The organism is Methylophilus sp. 3sh_L (assembly GCF_046766015.1).
Classification (GTDB): Bacteria; Pseudomonadota; Gammaproteobacteria; order Burkholderiales; family Methylophilaceae; genus Methylophilus.
This window is the reverse complement of record NZ_JBKOUF010000003.1, coordinates 154609-173459: the sequence shown is the minus strand read 5'-3', so window position 1 is coordinate 173459 and position 18851 is coordinate 154609. Positions and strand designations below refer to the sequence as shown.

Genomic DNA, 18851 nt, shown 5'->3' with positions numbered 1-18851 from the left:
CTGTTATTAGGCCTAACGGTTAAGTTTCGTTTTTATCTGCCAGGCTGCTTTCTGAGGCCAGCAAGGCTTTTAAATCTTCCCTGCCTTGTTCCATGACGGTAGACAACGCTTTTCTGTCATGGCGGATTTTGAGTGTGGTTTCCAGTTGCTCCACATCATGTTTTTCAAACTGCTGAATAATCCGATGAGCCGCTGTGGCGGTTTCACCAATCGCTAGTAACGCTTGCCGGGCGGCTTCCAGTGACGAATAAAAAGTCTCGCGAATGGGCTGTAAATCCAGCTCGCGTAAATCAAACGCATCGGTCCGGCTCCTGGCCCGCACCACAATTTTGACCTGAGGCCAGCGTTCTTTAACTAGGCGTGCCATTTCAAGCGTGGCATGGGTGTCATTGACGGCGATGACGAGTAATTTGGCCGAGGCAATCCCAGCTTCTTCGAGCAGATCCAGCCTGGACGCATCGCCGTAATAACAGCGCCAGCCAAATTGGCGGGTTAAATCAACCTGGTTAGGATCGTTATCGATCAGGGTAGCGCTGATACCCTTGGCTAATAGCACGCGGCCAACAATCTGGCCAAAGCGTCCAAAACCGGCAATGATGACGTTATTATTCTCGGGGATAACATCGCGAGGCCGCTCACCGCATTGCAAGGTTAAAAAGCGGTCATAAAGTAACAGTAGCAACGGGGTGATCAGCATAGACACTGCAACAATGGCGTTCAGGCTGTTATAGGTTTCGCGTGAGATAGAGTCTTGTGTCAGTGCCACGCCAAAAATGACAAAGGCAAACTCGCCAATTTGTGAAATGGACAGACCCAATAATAGTTTATCGCGCAACGAATACTTGAAGGCTTGACCTAAGCCTATCAGTACCAATATTTTGATTGCAACAATCAGCAGCGCAAAGCCAAAAATCAATCCGGGCTGTTGCGTGACCAATGAGACATCCACCGTCATGCCGACTGAAATGAAAAATAGCCCAAGTAGCAAGCCTTTGACAGGCTCAATATCTAGCCTGAGTTCATAACGGTATTCAGAACCCGCCAGCAACACGCCAGCCAAAAAGGTGCCCAGTGCCATCGACAAGCCAACCGATTGCATCGCCAGCGAGACCCCGATCACCAGTAGCAACGAAAAAGCGACGAACATCTCGCGTAAGCCCGTTTGCGCAATCACACGCATGACAGGGCGCAACAACGTGCGGCTGGCAATGATAATGGCAGCAATCACAGCCATGGCCTTGCCGACAGCGATCACATCAAACCCGCTGCTGGCATGATGCGGGGCAATCAAGGCCAGGATCATAAACAGCGGGATCACTGATAAATCCTGAAACAGCAGGGTGGCAAAGGCTGCTTGCCCTCCTGGTGTGTGTAACTGCTTTTTCTCAATCAGTGCCGTCAGCCCAATCGCGGTAGAAGACATGGCCACGCCCATGCCGATGATCAGCGCTTCTTGCCAGGAAAAATGCAGCCAGTAAGCGATGATGCCAATCACGCCGATGCTTAGCGTCACCTGCAAGCCCCCCAGGCCAAATAGCAGCTTACGCAATTCCCATACTTTTTGTGACTCGAGCTCCAGCCCGATTAAAAACAGCATCAACACCACGCCAAACTCGGCAAAATGTAATACCTGCTCGGGGTCCGCAATCAGCTTTAACGCATATGGCCCCAGCAAAATCCCGGCAATCAGATAACCGAGTACAGAACCCAGGCCCAGCCGCTTGAACAGTGGCACCAGAATAATGGCGAAAGACAGGTAAATGGCTGCTTGCACCAAAAAATCAGACGTGGAATGCATGATGCCCCTAAACGAAACAAAGGTTGAAATAAAGCACGGATGAAAATGCTTTGCCAGACAAATCTGACACCACTATCAGATTGCCACCAATATATTACGGGCAAATAGAGATTTAAAGTATGCATACCCACTCAAAAATGCTTTCTTATAAGTGATTATCGTATGCTGAGCCCCAAAGAGTTTGCTGACCAGATTTTTGATGTTTTAAGTTTTTCGATTGACCTAGCCTGCCATGAAAAAGAATGGTTCAACGTGAGCCGGGATGCGCTTGCCTTTGGTTTTACGCAGACCGATGTCTCCAGCGACTTTGCCTATGCTCAGCGTTTTGATCTTGAAGTCTCACCGGAGATTTTTATCAGCCTGCAATATCGTTCATTTGATCCCTCTGGTCCGTTCCGCAAACTGCCAGGGGTGAGTAAATTCGAGTTGACCCTATCCATCAACCATAAGATGGAACGTTTTCATCAAAACAGCTTTGATGAGCCCTTGTCGGCCAACGATCCCGCCAACTGGGATGAGCTTTCTTACGCCTGAAACGGTTTAAAACAGGTCAGGCGTATTCAGGCATCAACCATTGCCTGATTAACGGGCCAAGGCGCTCAGCGCATGTCTGCTGATTGCTTTCTGCTATTTTTACCCGCCATTGTTGGACTTGTACGCCAGCAGCTAACAGTTTTTCAGCATAGTGTTGTGCTTCATCCTCTAACGGATGGCCTTGATAGCTAATCATCATGGTCGGTACTAAACCCGCTAATCGGCAGGAATGTAACGGCGACACATACGGGTGCCACGCCTGGTTCGGGCAAGGGGCATAGTCTGCCCAGGCTGCTCGACATGGACTCTCTGTCAGTGTGGCGAGCGACCGTGAGGTCTGCAAAGCATCCAGCATGGGGTTGATCAATATTTGCCCTTTGAGCCGGCCCGGCGCAACCAGACCCCGGTCCCGGTAAAGTAGGGCAGTGACTGCAGCCAGGTTACCCCCGGCACGCTCACCGCCCACAAATACCTGTTTAGCATCTGCGCCTAATGATTTCGCATGCAGGCTCAGCCATTGCAACGCCTGGTAGGCGACCTCGATCGTGTGAGGGAACTGCATACATGGCGCCAGCGGATAATCGACACACACCACCATGACCGATGCACTGAGCGCTGCCGACAAGGCATACGCACGTTCAATTTGACCCTCGTTAAACAGGCCATCATGAAAATAGAGCAGGGCAGGCCGCCGCTGCTTGCCAGAATGGCGGCCAAACACCTGTAGCCCCACCGTTTGGCGGGTGCCAGTGTATTCAAAAGAAGTGCTCCACATATTCAATCGGCTATAAACACCCACGCGAGCCGGTGTATGTGCCTAAGCTGCGTGGATGTCGTAGTGCATGGTGATAAGGTCGTTGCTGCTTTCGTCAATCACAGGCGTTAGCGCAACCCCCCGCCCACCAGCAATTGCTCGCCTGTCAGCCAGTAAGCATCTTCAGAAGCCAAAAACGTGGCCACCGAGGCAATGTCATTTGGTTGGCCACTGCGGCCCAGCGGTGTCTGTGCCACATAAGCGGCCTCCATTTCAGAGCCAATCACACCAGCCGTATGTGTACCCTCAGTTTCCACCAAGCCGGGATTTAGGGCGTTGACGCGAATCTTGCGCGGGCCCAGTTCTTTTGCCAGCACGCCAGTGATTGCATCTACCGCGCCTTTGGTACCGGTATACACCGCACTCGCAGGGGGCGTTAAACGGCTCACCACCGAGCCTATATTGATAATGCTGCCGCCTTCAGGCAAGTGTTTCACCGCTGCTTGCGTCGTCAGCAACAAGCCCAGCACGTTGATATTGAATTGTTTATGGAAATGTTCAGGTGTGATTTCTTCAATGGTGCCAAATTCATATACTCCAGAGTTATTCACCAAGATATCCAATTTTCCAAAGTGAGTAATCGCTGCGTCTACGAGCCCCTGCGCGTCAGCTACCTCGCTCACATTACCGCTCACTGCTACCGCTTTGCCACCTGCTTGAGTGATCTCGGCTACCACCTTGTCTGCGCCTGCTTTGCTAGACAAATAATTCACTACCACTGCGGCACCCTCGCGGGCAAAACGTTTGGCAATTTCTGCGCCTATGCCTTTAGAAGCCCCTGTGATGACGGCGACTTTACCTGCCAGTTTCTTGCTCATAAAAATCTCCTAAATAAAAAGTCATGAAGTTGTTTAAAACTGGTTCCCACTATAAATAAATAAAAATTTCAGATAAACATCCTAAATATGCAATCACTGTGCTAATTTATTGGACAATAAGGTTGAAACAGGAAATGTATGGACCGTTTTGACACCATGCTGGCCTTCACCAGGGTGGTCGAGCTCGAGAGCTTTACCAAAGCTGCGCTCTCGCTCAATCTGCCCAAAACCACGGTCTCTGCCCAGGTGTTGGCACTGGAAAAACGCCTGCGGGTCAAACTGCTGCACCGGACTACCAGACGCATCAGTGTGACTACCGATGGTGCCGCCTATTACGAGCGTGCCATCCGGTTGTTAAATGAGTTAGAAGAAACCGAAGCTTCACTGACCCAATCCACCGCCAGTGCAAAAGGGCGCTTGCGCGTAGATGTGCCTACGCCCATCGGGCGGCTAGTGATTATTCCGGCCCTGGCAGATTTTTTTAAACGTTATCCCGAAATCCAGCTCGATATCGGCTGCGACGACAGGCCAATTGATTTACTGGAAGAAGGCGTCGATTGCGTCATCCGCGTCGGCAACCTGCAAGATTCCAGCCTGGTGGCCAGACGCGTAGGCACCATGCAGTTTTTACTGGTCGCCGCGCCGCAATACCTCGACAGCCACGGCAGGCCGAAGCATCCTGAGGCGTTGCAACACCATCAAGGCGTACACTTTTTTTCCTCCAAAACCGGCAAAATCCGGCCATTTTTGCTCACACACGCCGGCGCAGAACAAGAAATCCCCGCCATGCGTAAACTCGCCATCAACAATGGCGACGCGATTGTCGCCGCTGCACTGGCGGGCCTGGGCATCTGCCAACTCCCCAGCTTTATGGTGCAACAGTATTTAACCGACCATCAACTCGAAAGAGTCCTCGGTGATTACCCGGCGGGGAGTCTGCCAATTCACGCGCTCTATCCGCAAAACCGGCATTTATCATCAAAGGTGCGCGCGTTTATTGAATGGGTCGCGGAACTGTTTGAAGGGTGCCGGCTACTGCAAAAAACCAGCTAATTCAAACCATGTCGTGAACAGGAAGCAAAATGAGCCAGTTAGAACAAACCTTTGAAGAAACCTTGTTTAAACGCATCCCCCAAACTAAAAAATTGGGATTACACATTGCCAAAATAGAGGAACATCAGCTCACGGTCCATGGTGATTTTTTGCTCAATAAAAATCATCTCGATATCGTCTTTGGCGGCAGTATTGCCGCTATTTCGATTACCACCGCCTGGTCATTAATGCAGTCTAAAATTGAACAAGCCGGGCTGAAAGGCCACCTAGTAATCAAGCGACAGGAGATTGATTATCTATTGCCGGTGAAAACAGATTTTCAATGTGTAGCGAGCTTTCAATCAGCCGATGATTGGGAAAGTTTTAAAAAGGCTTATCAGGAAAAGGGCAGGGCAAGAATCACCGTAACGGCACAAATTGTTAGTGAATCAAAAGTTACTTCCAGGTTTAAGGGCGTGTTTGTGCTGTACCAGTGATCACAAAAATTGGGTTATATTGAGGCAACTTTTCAGGTGTCTTGCCGAGTTTAAAACACTCGCATCAAATTTAGATGCGCTTTTGATCATTATGGAAAATACAAAAGAACCCAGTTGCGAAGAAGTAAATGCCCTCGCTGGTGCTACGCTGCTAGAGTTTGGTGCCAGCTGGTGCGGCTATTGCCAGGCTGCACAATCTACTATTCACTCTGAACTCACGCAGTTTCCTCAAATCCGCCACATTAAAATTGAAGATGGCAAAGGCCGCCGCTTAGGTCGGTCGTTTCACGTGAAACTATGGCCGACGTTGATTTTTATAAAAGACGGCGTGGAAGTCGCACGCTTGGTCAGGGATATACAACCGTCTGAATTGAAATCTGCCCTTTTAAGCCTCAGTGATCGCTGAGGTGCCATTAACACACATCATCCAGATGTGTCGGCTCGCACGAGTGGCCGTGGTCATTGGATGCACGCATGTTTTTTGCCATTTCGTAGCTCATTTTTCTGAGGCGGGTGACTGAGCCTAGTGGGCGGTGGGCGGCCAGACCGTGCCAGGGGGAGAACAGCATGCCTTCATCTACGACTCTGGAACGGTAAGGGCTCCAGGCAATTTGCGGTTTGGCGGTGATGCGGGCCACCGGGATGTAAGGGGAGTGGTCTTCTGGCCAGATGATGGTGGCGTCTTCGATAGGCATGGTTTTAATATCAGTGCAGAGTTGCACGCGTAGCTCCCAGACGGCGGTGCGGGTGATGAAAAAATCGACGATGGATTTTCTGAGGCCGTCGGAGGCAAACAGGTCTATCGGCTTGTTGCTGAGGGCAATCAGGTCGGGGGCAATGGGGACAATCGCGATTTTAGCCATGAAGTCACCGTACATGATTGGGTCCTGGCTGATGTAGGTTTCACCGAGCAAGTTAGTTTCTTGCGACTGGTAGAGGTGGTTGAGCTGCGATTGCTGGCCATATTTGAGCGACTCGACCAAATGGGTGGTAGAACGGAACAATTGTGCTAGGAAGTGCCGGAATTCCGTACTGGTGTTGGGCGTACACGCTAAGTGTTTGAGATTGTTTAAAAACACTTGCACGCTGGAGGATAAAAAGCTGGCGCCGTTTACAAATAAAAAGTTTTGCGTGATGGCATCTTCACTGCCTGGCAAACGCTCGCCTTCAACACCTACCACCTTTAGCGCTAGGCTGCGGGGCGTACCGGGTTTATCGTGCAGGATGTCCCCTGGGACGGTGGAAAAGCGCATAATCAGTGGCAGGGTTTGCGGGTGTGCAAACAGGCCTTGTGCATAGGCAGGCGGCAGTTGATCATAAATTTGGATTTCGGCTGTGAGCAGGCCGTGGCTTTTCAGGTGGACGCTGCGGGCAGCATGGGTAGCGGCCTGGCTGCTGATTTCCGAGAGCTTGCGCAGCGTTTGCTGCAGGTGCTGTTGCCGGGTGCGCTCGGTGGTGGCTACCACCTCGTAATCGGGCTGGTAACTCAGGGGTGAGACTACAAATTGATCTGTTTGCTGCATCACAACCCCCTTTTTGCAATTGGGTTTATCGGATCAGTGCAAAGTACATTTGTTTCTAGCGAGCGGGGGACCGCCCACGCTGGTATTACTCTTTGGTCTCACCGGCTTCTTTGCGTTGTTTATTCACAATACGTGCCGCGACTTCTTCTTCGCGGCCAGGATAGCGGTGATCCTTTTTAAACTCATGTTTGAGTTTTTCATATTCACGTTCCCGTTTCGGGCTGGATCCTCTGGGCATATCACACCTCCTTTTGCGTGAGTGCAAACGGCAGCCGTTAAGGCTGCCGTGTTGTCTTGTTATGAAACTGAAGTCGAAAATTCATTCAACCTTCATTTTCAAACGCGACAATTGCAGATTACGCGGGTGACTGGCGTTAGGGCATCCGGCTCAGACTTATGTGATTGTAGGAAGCGCTTTATGCCATGCTTTTACCACTAATAAACTTTTGAGCGCATTTAGGCTAAAAAAATCCTTAAACCTGGATTCTTTACGCTTGCAAAGCCTTAAGCGTTGGCGGCAGATAAAGCGTGGTAAGACGTCATCAGGTTGCGGTAATCTGGAATATGGTTGGCGCAGAGGGCTCCCAGGCCTTCAATATCGTGGCGCCAGTCGCGTTGCAGTTCACAGGCCACGCCAAACCAGGTCATCATGTGTACCCCGGCGGCTTGCATGCGTTGCCAGGCGGCATCGCGGGTGAGGGCGTTAAAAGTGCCTGAGGCATCGGCGACCACAAATACTTCATAACCGGCTTCAATGGCTGAGAGTGCGACAAAAGCGACACATACTTCGGTGACGACGCCAGCAATAATGAGCTGTTTTTTGCCTGTCGCCTTGATGGCCTGCACAAAGTCCGGGTTGTCCCAGGCATTGATCTGGCCGGGGCGGGCGATATAGGGCGCATCGGGAAACAGTGTCTTGAGCTCTGGCATGAGCGGGCCGTTGGGTCCTGTTTCAAAGCTGGTGGTTAGGATGGTGGGCAGGTTAAAAAATTTGGCGGCATCAGCCAATGCCAGCACATTGTTTTTAAAGCGGTCTGGCTCGATATCACGTACCAGTGATAATAGGCCGGCTTGATGGTCTACCAACAATACGGCAGCTTTGTCACGGTCCAGACGGGTGTAGGGTGTATTTTTCATGATGTAATCCTCTCGAGATGTGGTTGGCTGGGTCACCGCCGCCAGTACTGCTGATTGACGGCGGTGCCTGCTGTTTTAATGTGATAAAGATGCCTGGCCCTTAAGCGGTGGCAAAGCGGCCCTGGTTGTAGTCATTAATTGCCTGGTCAATTTCCTCCCAGCTATTCATGACAAAAGGACCATGCCCGATCACCGGCTCATTGAGCGGCTCACCATTGAGCAATAGCAACGTGGTGTCTTGCTGGGCCTGCAATACCAGCTCATTGCCTTCGCGCTGCATTACCGCCAGCTCGGCTGGACGGATAGTATGCACTTCGCCGGTTTTCACTGCGCCATGCAATACAAAAATGGCGGTGGTGTGGCCTTCTGGCAAGGTGAAGGTGGTACGTGTCCCGGCATTGAGGCGCACATCCCATACATTCATCGGCGTGAAGGTCTTGGCCGGGCCCGTGTTTCCGGCGTACTCGCCCGCGATCACCCGCACTTTACCGGCCTTCTCAGGCAAGCTGACCTCGGGAATCTGTGCATGCGTAATGCCTTGATAACCCGGTGCGGTCATTTTGTCCTTGGCTGGCAGGTTGACCCATAACTGGATCATTTCAAATGGACCGCCGCTGCGGGCGTAATCATCGCCGTGATATTCCTCATGAATGATGCCTGAACCTGCGGTCATCCATTGCACTTCACCTGGGCCGATGGTGCCGCCCGCGTTGGTGGAGTCATGGTGTGAAACCTGGCCATCGTAAACGATGGTGACAGTTTCAAAGCCACGGTGCGGGTGTTGGCCTACGCCTCGTCTATGTGTAGTGGGCTCAAAAGTAGTCGGGCCCGCATAGTCCATCAGCAAAAATGGTGAAATATCACTGGCGATATCACGGTAAGAAAAAATGCTCTGTACCGGAAAGCCGTCACCGACCCAGTGATTGCCGTTGCTACGTTTGATAAAAGCCAGTTTTTTCATCGTGTGCTCCTTTGTCAGAGATGTGCGTGATTGCATGGTTCACACTATAGACAGATGACAATTAGGCGACTAGATGGTTAAATGTGAAATCACTTTTCAATTAAATGAATAATTGGATGCTGGATCATGGATTTTAACGAAGCGGCGGTGTTTGTCAGGGTGGTTCAGGCCGGTAGTTTTAGTGCAGCGGCGCGCCAATTGGGTTTGCCGACCTCCACTGTGAGTACGCGGGTAGCGCGGCTGGAGCAGCGGCTGGGCGTGACGCTGTTACAACGGACCACGCGCCGGTTGCATTTAACCGAGGCAGGTAGCCTCTATTTTGAACATGCTTCTACCGGTCTGGGCTATTTAATGGAAGCAGAAGCCGCCCTTGATGAGGCCAGGCAACAGCCACAAGGCACGCTTAAAATGACGGCGCCGGCAGATTTGGGCGACGCCCTGTTTGGACATTTGCTGGCGGAAACACAACAGCGTTATCCCGCACTATCTTTGGAGCTGTGGTTGACCGAGCGCTATGTCGATTTGGTTGCAGAGGGGGTGGATGTGGCGATCCGCATGGGAGAGTTGCGTGATTCCAGCTTGATTGCCAAATCACTTGGGACTATCCAATGGGCATTGTTTGCGAGCCCTACTTATTTACAGCAGGCCAAGCCGATGACTTCCCCCGTTGAATTGGCAAAGCACCCCTGTGTACAGTTCACCCCCATGGGGCGTCACCATTGGGATTTGCAACGTGGCATGAACGATATTCGAGTGCCCTTGCCAGGGCGCTTGCTGGTAAACAATATCGGCGTGGTCAAAACCATGGCCGAGAATGGACAGGGGGTGGCGTTGCTGCCTACCTTTATTTGCCAGTCCTCGGTGCAGCAGGGGGGCTTGCAACGTATCCTGCCAGAATGGCGTGGCCAGGCTGACGCGGTGCATTTGGTTTACCCAAAACAGCGCTTTATGCCACCCAAACTGCGTGGATTCATTGACCTGTCTGTCACCGCGCTCAAACCACTGTTTGTTGCCTAGTCTTCGTAAATCAAAGGATGCCTATGGAAAAGCCGCCAATCATGGAAACTGCCGCCGAGGGTGCCAGTGTCGTCATTACGCATCAAGTTAGCCCCGCGCACCAGCCCGCCTATGAGCAGTGGCTGACAAAGATAGGTCCTCTTTGCAGGGCCTCTGCCGGCTTGCTCGATTGGCATATTATCCGGCCGATTGCGGGCTACACCCAAACCTACTCAGTCATCATCCGTTATCAAAACGAGGACTATCTCAAACAATGGCTGGATTCGCCGCAACGGCAGGCATTGATAGATCAAATCACCCCGTTACTCGTCAAGGCGGATCATTACTGGGTCAGTAGCGGCTTGGATTTTTTGTTTATGACGGCGCAACAACCAGCTGTCAAACTGCCTGTGCGCTGGAAGCAGTTTGTGCTGACCTGGTCGGCGATTTTTCCACTGGTGAGCCTGGTGGACACATTGTTTGTGTCAGGGGTAATGCCATGGCTGGATCAGGCTGGTCTCCCGCAATCCCGCTTGCTGCATACCTTGTGTGTGACCGGGCTGGTCGTTGCACTTATGGTGTATGTCGTGATGCCACCCTATACCCGGCTAGTCCGCGAGTGGTTGCACCGCTGACATTTCTTAGTATATTTTTGCCATTTTTCAGCTAAAAATGCTGGCATCCCCACTGCCATTTTTAATTTTTCGGCGCATCATGCCAATATAAGCAATTAAAGTATCAGCCGCTTTAACCGTTGTTAAGATATTAACAATTATAGGCAGGGGGATGCATGCCTTGAACCACACGGCAGAATCATCAGCGCTACACATCGAAATTGTGGACATGCTTTATGCCAATAATCGCAGGTCATTACTGGCGGCGTTTATTGTCATGGCCGCGCTATTGCTCGTTCAGCGACAGCTGATTGCGCCAGAGATATTGCTGATCTGGAGTGTGCTGTTTGTGCTCGCTTATGGCACACGCGCCTTTTTAACCTATCAATATGCTAAAGACCCATTGCGCGAGGCACATACCCGGCAGTGGTTACAGTGGTTTCGGGCCACTTCGCTGTTTTGCGGCATCGCCTGGGGCGTTGCTGGCATCCTGCTGTTTCCAGAAACCGACACCGAACACCAGGCGTTCCTGATTTTTGCCTTGGTTGGCGTCTCTGGGGCCGGCATCGTCATTTATTCTGTGGATACCATCACCAGTAATCTGTTTACGGGTGGCATTGTGTTATTCATGATTCCGCGGTTTGTGTTGCATGGCACACCGGTGTCATTAGCGTTGGCAGTGCTGTTTATTGTCTATGTATTTTATGTGACGGTCGCTGGCCGTAGCCTGGCAAGCAGCTTGCGTGACAACATCATGCTGCGGATTGCGTCTAACCTGGATAATAAAAAAGTCCACCAACTGGCCTACTATGATTTTTTAACCGGGCTGCCTAACCGGCGCTTGTTAGCAGATCGGCTCAACCAGTCATTTGCTCGTTGTGCGCGTCATAAAAGTTATGGCGCGGTCATCAGTCTGGATTTGAATAATTTTAAGGGGCTCAATGACAGCAAGGGCCATCAGGCCGGGGATGAGTTATTACAGCAAGTAGCCGCGCGTTTATCCTTGAGTTTGCGCAAGCGCGATACCATTGCGCGCATGGGCGGAGACGAGTTTATCGCCGTGCTGGATGAGCTTTCTACAGAAAAGGCTGAAGCGGTGGTGGCCGCGCACCGGGCAGCTGAGAATATGATGGCTGTGTTTTCTGCGCCGTTTGAGTTGCAAGAGTGTCTATACCGGACATCGCCCAGTATTGGCATTTGCCTGTTCCAAGGCGATCGCTACGATGAAGAAGAAGTATTGCGTCGCGCCGATATTGCCATGTATCAGGCCAAAAAGTCGGATAAGCTCAACAGCATCCAGATGTATGACGAGAGTGCGCATCCAGCCATTGAGCAACGCGCAACGCTGGAAAATGAACTGGCATTTGCCTTGCAGGGCAATCAACTATTGTTGTATTACCAGATCCAGGTGAATGAGGCGCAGCAGCCGATTGGTGCGGAAGTCTTGTTACGGTGGCAGCATCCCTTGCTGGGCATGATCCCGCCGGACCAATTTATCCCGATTGCGGAAGAAACCGGTGACATTGTGCCAATTGGCCATTGGGTGCTGACGCAAGCTTGCCTGCAACTCAAACATTGGGCAGCATCGACGCACACGGCGTCACTCAAGTTGTCCGTCAATGTCAGTGCCAAGCAGTTCAGTCAGCCAGACTTTGTGCAGCAGGTGACCGACATCGTGCACACCATTGGCTGTGATGCGCGTCATTTATGCCTGGAGTTGACCGAAAGCCTGATTGTAAAAAATGTGGATGAAGTGATCGGCAAAATCAATGCCCTAAAAGCCCTGGGGATTACTTTTTCACTGGATGATTTTGGCATTGGTCAGTCCTCGTTGTCAGTCCTCAGGCGCTTGCCTCTGGATGAACTCAAGATAGACCGCAGTTTTATCAAGGACATTGCGCATAACAATTACGATTCGTTCATTGTGCAAACCATCATTAATATGGGCAAAAACCTGAGTCATTCGGTGATCGCGGAGGGGGTAGAGCTTCAGCAGCAGATGACCTTGCTACAAAACATGGGTTGCCACAGCTTTCAGGGGTATTTGTTTAGCAAGCCGGTTCCGCTCGCCGAGTTTGAAGATTGCCTGCAGTCCATCCTCATGCAAAGGGTGCCTGCTATCCCGGTACCTTTGGCCAGAGTGCAGCAGGGTGCCTAGGCCGCGCTCAAGGATCATCCCGCGTTAAACCTTAATCCATTCCTCAGCCTGGCTTAGCCAGCGTTGCAAGTGTGCGCTCACCGCTGCGGGTTCAGTCCGCAACAACTTTTCTGCCACGGGTTTGGCGGCGGCCAGCAGGTGTTCATCCCGTTCCAGATCGGCAATTTTAAGCATGGGAACCCCACTTTGGCGGGTGCCTAACAGCTCACCCGGCCCGCGGATTTGCAAGTCTGCCTGCGCAATGGCAAAGCCATCATTGCTCTCATAAATCACTTTTAGCCGCTGACGGCCAATTTGTGAGCATTGCTGTTTGCTATAGAGCAGGATACAAGTACTTTTGGCCGCGCCACGTCCAACGCGTCCGCGTAACTGATGTAACTGGCTTAAGCCCATGCGCTCTGCGTGTTCAATCACCATTAAACTCGCATTCGGCACATCCACGCCCACCTCAATCACGGTGGTAGCTACCAGCAACTGGATCTCATTGGCAGCAAACGCCTGCATGACGGCCTGTTTTTCGATCGGTTTCATGCGGCCATGCACCAACCCGACCTTGAGTGTTGGAAATACCTGCTGCAGGGTGGCAAAGGTGTCATTCGCGGTTTGCAATTGCAAAGCCTCAGACTCTTCAATCAACGGGCATACCCAGTAGGCTTGGTGCCCTTGCGTGCAAGCCTCATAGACGCGCTGCAGGATTTCTTCACGCCGGTCATCGGCGACCAGCTTGGTCACGATGGGCGTTCTGCCTGGCGGTAATTCATCAATCACCGACACATCCAGGTCGGCATAATAACTCATGGATAAAGTACGCGGGATCGGTGTGGCCGACATCATGAGCTGATGGGGTTCGAGGGTGGCTGCAGGCCCATTGGTCGCGCCTTTTTTCCTGAGCGCCAACCGCTGGCCGACCCCAAAGCGGTGTTGCTCGTCGACGATGGCCAGCCCTAATTGCCTGAACTGCACATCCTCCTGAAATAGTGCATGCGTACCCACGGCCAGCATGGCTTCACCACTGGCAATCATTGACAGTGATTGCTCACGTTCTTTTTTGGGTTGGCTACCAGTCAGCCACGCCACGGTGATGCCCAACGGGTGTAGCCAGCCGCTGAGTTTTTTGTAGTGTTGTTCGGCCAGGATTTCAGTCGGCGCCATCATCGCCACCTGCCAGCCGTGCTCAAGCAGTTGCAGCGCCGCTAGGCAGGCGACAATGGTTTTGCCGCTACCGACATCGCCTTGCAACAGGCGCTGCATGGGGTAGGGTTGGGCCAGGTCGCGGCGGATTTCTGCAACAACCTTGTTCTGAGCCGCGGTCAGCGCAAACGGCAGCATGGCCAGTAATTGGTCTGCGAGTGCATGGCTGTCGGCAATGGCGGGAGCGCTGGCGCGTTGGCGCCGCGCATAATGCTGGCGCATGGAGAGCTGTTGGGCCAGCAACTCGTCATAAGCCAAGCGTTGCCAGGCGGGATGGCTGCGGTCTTCCAGGCTGGCGAGCGGACTGTCTGGCGACGGCTGGTGCAACAGGTGAATGCTGCTGGCAAAGTCAGGTAAGGCCAGCGGGTAATATACCCAGTCTGGCAGTGTTTCGGCTAAAAACTCAGGGTGTAATACCAGGTTGACGGCTTTGCGCAGATTATTCTGGCTGAGTCCGGCAGTGGTCGGGTAGACCGGGGTCAGCGCCTGGTTCACCGGCGTCTCTTCTGTGACTTTGCGTTGGGTGGGATGCACCATTTCATAGCCAAATAAGCCGCTGCGGACTTCTCCGAAGACGCGCAAGCGCTGGCCTGTTTGCATGGCTGCCACCTGGCTGGGATAAAAATGCAAAAAACGTAAATGCAGGATGCCCGTGTCATCTTGCAGGCTGACGTTGAGCGCCTTGCGGGGTTTGTAGCTGACCTCTTGATGCACTACCACGCCTTCGACCTGTGTTTGTTCACCCAAGCGTAAATCGCGGATGGCGGTAATGCGGGTTTCATCCAGATAGCGCAGCGGCAGATGAAGGAGCAAGGCCTCCACTGAGGCAATGCCTAGCTTGTCTAATTGGCTACGTAGGGCAGGCGACAAACCTTTGATTTCGCTCAAGGCACGCATGCAATTTGGCCAGGCTTACTGGATACGCTGCTCCACCTGGTTGCCTTTGACGCGGTTAATGCGCACGATTTGCTGAATCTTGCGCAGGTTGCGGATCAAGGTTGCCAGATGCACGCGGTTATGGACCTGTAAGGTAAAGTTGACGTTGGAGTATTGGCTGCCATCGCTGGTCTCTACGCTGACATTGTCAATATTGGCTTCTGCATTGGAAATGGTGGCCGCAATCTTGGCCAGCATGCCGCGCTCATCCACCACCGTGATGCGCAGGTTGACGCTAAACAGTTTTTTCGGATCGGCATCCCATTCCACATCCAGCCATTTTTCAGGATCTAGGCGGAATTTGCGGATGGCCGGGCAATCATGCGTGTGAATAACTAAGCCTTTGTCTTTGTTGATAAAGCCTAGGATGGGGTCGCCTGGAATCGGGCGGCAGCAAGGCGCAAATTGAACAGCCATGCCCTCAGAGCCACGGATGGTAATGGTATCAAGTACCTTGCCGGCCTTCTCTTCGGCCTCAGTCGGATGCGCCAGCAGCTGGTGCGCTACCATCAGGCTGTTACGTTTACCTAGGCCGATATCGGTCAAAATGGCCTGGCGGGTTTTGCTGCCGTAGTCATTCATGACTTTTTGCCATTGCTTGTCGCTAATCTCGGCCGGCTCGATATGCATGGCGCGCAAGGCGACATTCAACATACGTTCGCCCAGTTGCGCCGATTCTTCAACCTTAACGGTTTTCAGGTAATGGCGGATATGTGAGCGCGCCTTGCCGGTGACCACATAGTTGAGCCAGGCCGGGTTAGGTTTGGCCAGCGGCGCAGTAATGATCTCCACATGGTCACCATTGCGCATTTCACTGCGTAATGGCGCCAGTTCGTTATTAATTTTGACCGCAACGCAACTGTTGCCGACATCCGAGTGCACGGCATAAGCAAAATCAACCGCCGTCGAGCCGCGCGGCAAAGCCATGATGTTGCCTTTGGGCGTAAACACATACACCTCATCCGGGAACAGGTCGACCTTGAAGTTCTCCAGGAATTCATGACTATCGTCACTCTCGGTCTGGATTTCCACCAACCGTTGCAGCCACTGGTGAGTTTGTTGTTGAAGCTTGGTCAGGTGGGCATCGGTAGTTTTATACAGCCAGTGCGCCGCCACGCCCGCATCGGCAATATTGTGCATTTCCTGGCTACGGATTTGCACTTCAATTGGCGTGCCAAACGGGCCAAACAGTGTGGTATGCAAAGACTGGTAACCATTGGCCTTCGGGATGGCGATGTAATCCTTGAAGCGGCCAGGGATGGGTTTATACAAGGCATGCAAGGCACCTAATGCCAGATAACAGGCGGCATTGTCCTTGACGATCACCCGAAAACCGTAAATGTCGTTAATTTGCGACAATTTCATCGATTTTTCGCTCATCTTTTTATAAATACTGAACAGGTGCTTTTCGCGGCCCTGTACGTCGTATTCAATGCCATATTGCGACAGCTGATTCTGGATCGCTTCCAGGATTTTGCTGATGACTTCTTTACGGTTGCCGCGCGCTAGCCGGATCGCTTTATCAATAACGCGGTAGCGGTTGGGGTACAGATACTTAAGGCTCAGGTCTTCCAGCTCGTGGTAGATCGGGTTCAGGCCCAGCCGGTTGGCAATTGGCGCATAAATATCCAGCGTTTCGCGCGCAATGCGTTTCTGTTTTTCAGGACGCATCGCGTCCAATGTTTGCATGTTATGCAGGCGGTCGGCCAGTTTGACCAGAATCACGCGCACATCCTGGCTCATCGCCAGTAGCATTTTGCGGAAGTTTTCGGCCTGGGCCTGGGTGGCCGTTTGTAGCTCGACCTTGTCCAACTTAGTCAGGCCATCAACCAGATCCGCCACCTGTTTGCCAAAGCGTTCGGCAATGGCGGCAGTGTCCACCTCTGTGTCTTCCACTACATCATGTAGCAATGCCGCGAGTAGGGTGGGTAAATCCAGGTGCAGCTTGGCCAGGATGCAGGCTACGGAAATCGGGTGGGTGATATAGGGCTCACCGGTTTTACGGATTTGGCCCGCATGCGCCTGGTCGGCATAGCGATACGCTTGCCAGACCAGTTGCACTTCTTCTTCAGTGAGATATTTGCGGATGAGCTGGGTAAGGGGGGAATCCTCACGGTCAGCCGGGAGCAAGTCCGCTTCTTCAAAGTGGGCTTTGGACTTGCGGTGGGCGTGGTCGCCTGATGTCTGGGGCATGGCTGCTTAAGCGTGGCCCTTTTTCGCTAACAGCTCAACGCCAACTTTGCCAGCGGCGATTTCGCGCAAGGCAATCACGGTCGCTTTGTCTTTTTGTGAGTAACCATTCACCAGCGGATCAGACCCATTGGCCAATTGTCTGGCGCGGTAAGCAGCCACCAGGGTCAATTGAAAACGGTTAGGGATGTTGTCCAAGCAATCGTCGACAGTAATACGTGCCATAAAAACCTCTATCTGTTTGAACCATCAGCCTGGCGGGAGCCAGCTTAGGTAAGTGATTGAATCAATGACGCGTGGCAGGCTACCTGGCGGTTTAACTGCAAGCGCTGGGCGCGAACAATCGCCATCAGATCCTGCAAGGCCACGTCAAAATTATCATTAATTGTAACATAATCAAACTCATGCACGTGACGCATCTCCGCGCGCGCGGCGGACAGCCGTTGTGCAATCACAGCTTCACTGTCCTGGCCACGGCTGTTCAGGCGGTGTGCGAGCGCTTCGATAGAAGGCGGCAGAATAAAGATAGAGGTGGCATTGGGGAATAAGGTTCTGATCTGTTGCGCGCCTTGCCAGTCGATTTCAAGAATCACATCGCGCCCGGCCGCCAGTGCACCTTCTACTTCGCTTTGCGCCGTGCCATAGCGGGCGCTATGGACATGCGCGCTTTCCAGAAAGCCACCACTGTCTAGGATCTGCAGAAATTCCGGCTCTGATACAAAGTGATAGTGGATGCCGTCTTCTTCACCTGGCCGCGGCGCCCGCGTGGTGTGCGAAACAGAGAGTTTCAGGATAGGATCTTGCGCGAGCATGGCTCGCACCAGGCTGGTTTTGCCAGCGCCAGACGCCGCCGAGATAATAAACAAATGGCCGTGACTCATGAAGCACACCATTCCGGGTCAGGCAGTGAAGAAAATACGGCTTTCAGGCCTTCACCCCAGCCTTTGCGGATGCTGGCGTAACAAGGGTCATCTTCGGTCAGGCGTTGCCGGCAGCCGGCGCTTAAAGTGTCAGTTCGGTATATCATCAAATCAATCGGTAAAGCCACAGAAATATTGCTGCGGATGGTGGAATCAAAAGAAATCAGCACGCATTTTACCGCATCTGTCAGGTTGGTTTGATGTTTGATCACACGATCAATGATCGGTTTGCCATATTTGGTTTCACCGATTTGCAGATAAGGTGTATCCGGCGTGGCTTCGATAAAGTTACCGGCGGCATACACATTAAACAGGCGTGGCTTTTCGCCCTTGATTTGCCCGGCGACCAGCACGCTGGCACTAAAGTCTATGCCGTGTTCTTTCAGTGCTTTGCCATCGCGCTGATGCACGCTGCGCATGGCGGCGCCAACAACGCTGGCGGCTTCAAACATCGAGTGCACGTTGTGCAAGTGGGCATGGCTTTCTGCCGATTTGAGTTGCTCACGGCACAAGTTGACTACCGATTGCGTGATTGCCAGATTGCCAGCGGTCAGCAGCACAATCATGCGTTCCCCTGGCACCTCGAAGACATGCATTTTGGGCGCAATCGCCACCTGGTCCACGCCGGCATTGGTACGCGTGTCAGAGGCCAGGACCAGGCCTTGTTCCAGCAGGATTCCTACACAGTAAGTCATTGCAAGTCAGTCATTTATCCGGTTAAAAAATCATCAT

At 52.4% G+C, this 18851-nt stretch carries 19 protein-coding genes; 7 read left to right on the top strand and 12 right to left on the bottom strand.

Going from position 1 to position 18851, the window contains the following annotated elements; translation table 11 throughout:
- Positions 1–19: 19 nt before the first annotated feature.
- Complete coding sequence (locus tag ACIDF8_RS08550) at positions 20–1798, bottom strand: monovalent cation:proton antiporter-2 (CPA2) family protein (RefSeq protein ID WP_412010197.1); 1779 nt, start codon at positions 1796–1798, stop codon at positions 20–22.
- Between the two features lie 162 nt (positions 1799–1960).
- Here ACIDF8_RS08550 and ACIDF8_RS08545 point away from each other — a divergent pair, with 162 nt between their 5' ends.
- Positions 1961–2332 carry a hypothetical protein gene (locus ACIDF8_RS08545; RefSeq protein WP_412010196.1) on the top strand — a complete coding sequence of 124 codons (372 nt, stop codon included), beginning with the start codon at positions 1961–1963 and terminating at the stop codon, positions 2330–2332.
- Between the two features lie 16 nt (positions 2333–2348).
- Here ACIDF8_RS08545 and ACIDF8_RS08540 read toward each other — a convergent pair whose 3' ends face one another.
- Together ACIDF8_RS08540 and ACIDF8_RS08535 are read right to left on the bottom strand one after the other, a co-directional pair.
- Positions 2349–3107, bottom strand: coding sequence for an alpha/beta hydrolase fold domain-containing protein (locus ACIDF8_RS08540; protein WP_412010195.1), 759 nt, complete (start codon positions 3105–3107; stop codon positions 2349–2351).
- Between the two features lie 107 nt (positions 3108–3214).
- Complete coding sequence (locus ACIDF8_RS08535; RefSeq protein ID WP_412010194.1) at positions 3215–3964, bottom strand: glucose 1-dehydrogenase; 750 nt, start codon at positions 3962–3964, stop codon at positions 3215–3217.
- A 138-nt stretch (positions 3965–4102) separates the two neighbouring features.
- On the opposite strand from ACIDF8_RS08535, the gene ACIDF8_RS08530 reads away from it, so the two are divergent.
- From ACIDF8_RS08530 to ACIDF8_RS08520, 3 genes are all read left to right on the top strand, one after another.
- Entirely contained in the window at positions 4103–5017 is a 915-nt protein-coding gene (locus ACIDF8_RS08530) for a LysR family transcriptional regulator (RefSeq protein WP_412010193.1), read from the top strand.
- Positions 5018–5046: 29 nt separating this feature from the next.
- Entirely contained in the window at positions 5047–5493 is a 447-nt protein-coding gene (locus ACIDF8_RS08525) for a YiiD C-terminal domain-containing protein (protein WP_412010192.1), read from the top strand.
- 91 nt (positions 5494–5584) lie between these two features.
- A complete protein-coding gene (locus ACIDF8_RS08520) occupies positions 5585–5899 on the top strand; it encodes a thioredoxin family protein (RefSeq protein ID WP_412010191.1) in 315 nt (104 codons plus the stop codon).
- A 7-nt stretch (positions 5900–5906) separates the two neighbouring features.
- Here the strand turns inward: ACIDF8_RS08520 and ACIDF8_RS08515 are convergent, their stop codons facing one another.
- The 4 genes from ACIDF8_RS08515 to ACIDF8_RS08500 all read right to left on the bottom strand — a co-directional run bounded on the left by ACIDF8_RS08515 (position 5907) and on the right by ACIDF8_RS08500 (position 9114).
- The gene (locus ACIDF8_RS08515) at positions 5907–7016 is read right to left on the bottom strand and encodes a catalase family protein (protein WP_412010190.1); all 1110 of its coding nucleotides are present in this window, start codon (positions 7014–7016) and stop codon (positions 5907–5909) included.
- 85 nt (positions 7017–7101) lie between these two features.
- Positions 7102–7254: a hypothetical protein gene (locus ACIDF8_RS08510; RefSeq protein ID WP_412010189.1), complete on the bottom strand. Its 153-nt coding sequence runs from the start codon at positions 7252–7254 to the stop codon at positions 7102–7104.
- Positions 7255–7520: 266 nt separating this feature from the next.
- On the bottom strand, positions 7521–8153 hold the full coding sequence (gene ycaC / locus ACIDF8_RS08505) for an isochorismate family cysteine hydrolase YcaC (RefSeq protein ID WP_412010188.1): 633 nt from the start codon (positions 8151–8153) through the stop codon (positions 7521–7523).
- 100 nt (positions 8154–8253) lie between these two features.
- A complete protein-coding gene (locus ACIDF8_RS08500) occupies positions 8254–9114 on the bottom strand; it encodes a pirin family protein (RefSeq protein WP_412010187.1) in 861 nt (286 codons plus the stop codon).
- A gap of 126 nt (positions 9115–9240) precedes the next feature.
- On the opposite strand from ACIDF8_RS08500, the gene ACIDF8_RS08495 reads away from it, so the two are divergent.
- From ACIDF8_RS08495 to ACIDF8_RS08485, 3 genes are all read left to right on the top strand, one after another.
- Positions 9241–10131, top strand: a complete 891-nt coding sequence (locus tag ACIDF8_RS08495; protein WP_412010186.1) for a LysR family transcriptional regulator — start codon at positions 9241–9243, stop codon at positions 10129–10131.
- A gap of 23 nt (positions 10132–10154) precedes the next feature.
- Entirely contained in the window at positions 10155–10745 is a 591-nt protein-coding gene (locus ACIDF8_RS08490) for an antibiotic biosynthesis monooxygenase (RefSeq protein WP_412010185.1), read from the top strand.
- Between the two features lie 151 nt (positions 10746–10896).
- Positions 10897–12882 (top strand): putative bifunctional diguanylate cyclase/phosphodiesterase, encoded by a 1986-nt coding sequence (locus tag ACIDF8_RS08485; RefSeq protein ID WP_412010184.1) that lies wholly within the window; start codon positions 10897–10899, stop codon positions 12880–12882.
- A 24-nt stretch (positions 12883–12906) separates the two neighbouring features.
- On the opposite strand, the gene recG is transcribed toward ACIDF8_RS08485, so the two are convergent.
- From recG to ACIDF8_RS08460, 5 genes are read right to left on the bottom strand one after another with little or no spacing between them, the layout of a single operon-like run.
- Positions 12907–14970: an ATP-dependent DNA helicase RecG gene (gene recG / locus ACIDF8_RS08480; protein WP_412010183.1), complete on the bottom strand. Its 2064-nt coding sequence runs from the start codon at positions 14968–14970 to the stop codon at positions 12907–12909.
- 15 nt (positions 14971–14985) lie between these two features.
- Positions 14986–17202 carry a RelA/SpoT family protein gene (locus ACIDF8_RS08475; RefSeq protein ID WP_412010182.1) on the bottom strand — a complete coding sequence of 739 codons (2217 nt, stop codon included), beginning with the start codon at positions 17200–17202 and terminating at the stop codon, positions 14986–14988.
- Between the two features lie 6 nt (positions 17203–17208).
- Positions 17209–17424: a DNA-directed RNA polymerase subunit omega gene (rpoZ, locus tag ACIDF8_RS08470; protein ID WP_412010181.1), complete on the bottom strand. Its 216-nt coding sequence runs from the start codon at positions 17422–17424 to the stop codon at positions 17209–17211.
- Positions 17425–17468: 44 nt separating this feature from the next.
- Positions 17469–18080, bottom strand: coding sequence for a guanylate kinase (gene gmk, locus ACIDF8_RS08465; protein ID WP_412010180.1), 612 nt, complete (start codon positions 18078–18080; stop codon positions 17469–17471).
- Positions 18077–18814, bottom strand: coding sequence for a peptidase (locus ACIDF8_RS08460; protein WP_412010179.1), 738 nt, complete (start codon positions 18812–18814; stop codon positions 18077–18079). Before ACIDF8_RS08460 ends, gmk begins: the two co-directional genes overlap by 4 nt.
- Positions 18815–18851 lie beyond the last annotated feature (37 nt).

Excerpts from the sequence above, each read along its gene's own strand:
- ACIDF8_RS08510 (WP_412010189.1), bottom strand. The coding sequence starts at position 7,254 with ATGCCCAGAGGATCCAGCCCGAAACGGGAACGTGAATATGAAAAACTC.
- ACIDF8_RS08495 (WP_412010186.1), top strand. The coding sequence starts at position 9,241 with ATGGATTTTAACGAAGCGGCGGTGTTTGTCAGGGTGGTTCAGGCCGGT.
- ACIDF8_RS08475 (WP_412010182.1), bottom strand. The coding sequence starts at position 17,202 with ATGCCCCAGACATCAGGCGACCACGCCCACCGCAAGTCCAAAGCCCAC.
- ACIDF8_RS08525 (WP_412010192.1), top strand. The coding sequence starts at position 5,047 with ATGAGCCAGTTAGAACAAACCTTTGAAGAAACCTTGTTTAAACGCATC.
- rpoZ (WP_412010181.1), bottom strand. The coding sequence starts at position 17,424 with ATGGCACGTATTACTGTCGACGATTGCTTGGACAACATCCCTAACCGT.
- ACIDF8_RS08460 (WP_412010179.1), bottom strand. The coding sequence starts at position 18,814 with ATGACTTACTGTGTAGGAATCCTGCTGGAACAAGGCCTGGTCCTGGCC.
- ACIDF8_RS08545 (WP_412010196.1), top strand. The coding sequence starts at position 1,961 with ATGCTGAGCCCCAAAGAGTTTGCTGACCAGATTTTTGATGTTTTAAGT.
- gmk (WP_412010180.1), bottom strand. The coding sequence starts at position 18,080 with ATGAGTCACGGCCATTTGTTTATTATCTCGGCGGCGTCTGGCGCTGGC.
- recG (WP_412010183.1), bottom strand. The coding sequence starts at position 14,970 with ATGCGTGCCTTGAGCGAAATCAAAGGTTTGTCGCCTGCCCTACGTAGC.
- ACIDF8_RS08490 (WP_412010185.1), top strand. The coding sequence starts at position 10,155 with ATGGAAAAGCCGCCAATCATGGAAACTGCCGCCGAGGGTGCCAGTGTC.
- ycaC (WP_412010188.1), bottom strand. The coding sequence starts at position 8,153 with ATGAAAAATACACCCTACACCCGTCTGGACCGTGACAAAGCTGCCGTA.
- ACIDF8_RS08550 (WP_412010197.1), bottom strand. The coding sequence starts at position 1,798 with ATGCATTCCACGTCTGATTTTTTGGTGCAAGCAGCCATTTACCTGTCT.
- ACIDF8_RS08535 (WP_412010194.1), bottom strand. The coding sequence starts at position 3,964 with ATGAGCAAGAAACTGGCAGGTAAAGTCGCCGTCATCACAGGGGCTTCT.
- ACIDF8_RS08540 (WP_412010195.1), bottom strand. The coding sequence starts at position 3,107 with ATGTGGAGCACTTCTTTTGAATACACTGGCACCCGCCAAACGGTGGGG.
- ACIDF8_RS08520 (WP_412010191.1), top strand. The coding sequence starts at position 5,585 with ATGGAAAATACAAAAGAACCCAGTTGCGAAGAAGTAAATGCCCTCGCT.
- ACIDF8_RS08485 (WP_412010184.1), top strand. The coding sequence starts at position 10,897 with ATGCATGCCTTGAACCACACGGCAGAATCATCAGCGCTACACATCGAA.
- ACIDF8_RS08515 (WP_412010190.1), bottom strand. The coding sequence starts at position 7,016 with ATGCAGCAAACAGATCAATTTGTAGTCTCACCCCTGAGTTACCAGCCC.
- ACIDF8_RS08500 (WP_412010187.1), bottom strand. The coding sequence starts at position 9,114 with ATGAAAAAACTGGCTTTTATCAAACGTAGCAACGGCAATCACTGGGTC.
- ACIDF8_RS08530 (WP_412010193.1), top strand. The coding sequence starts at position 4,103 with ATGGACCGTTTTGACACCATGCTGGCCTTCACCAGGGTGGTCGAGCTC.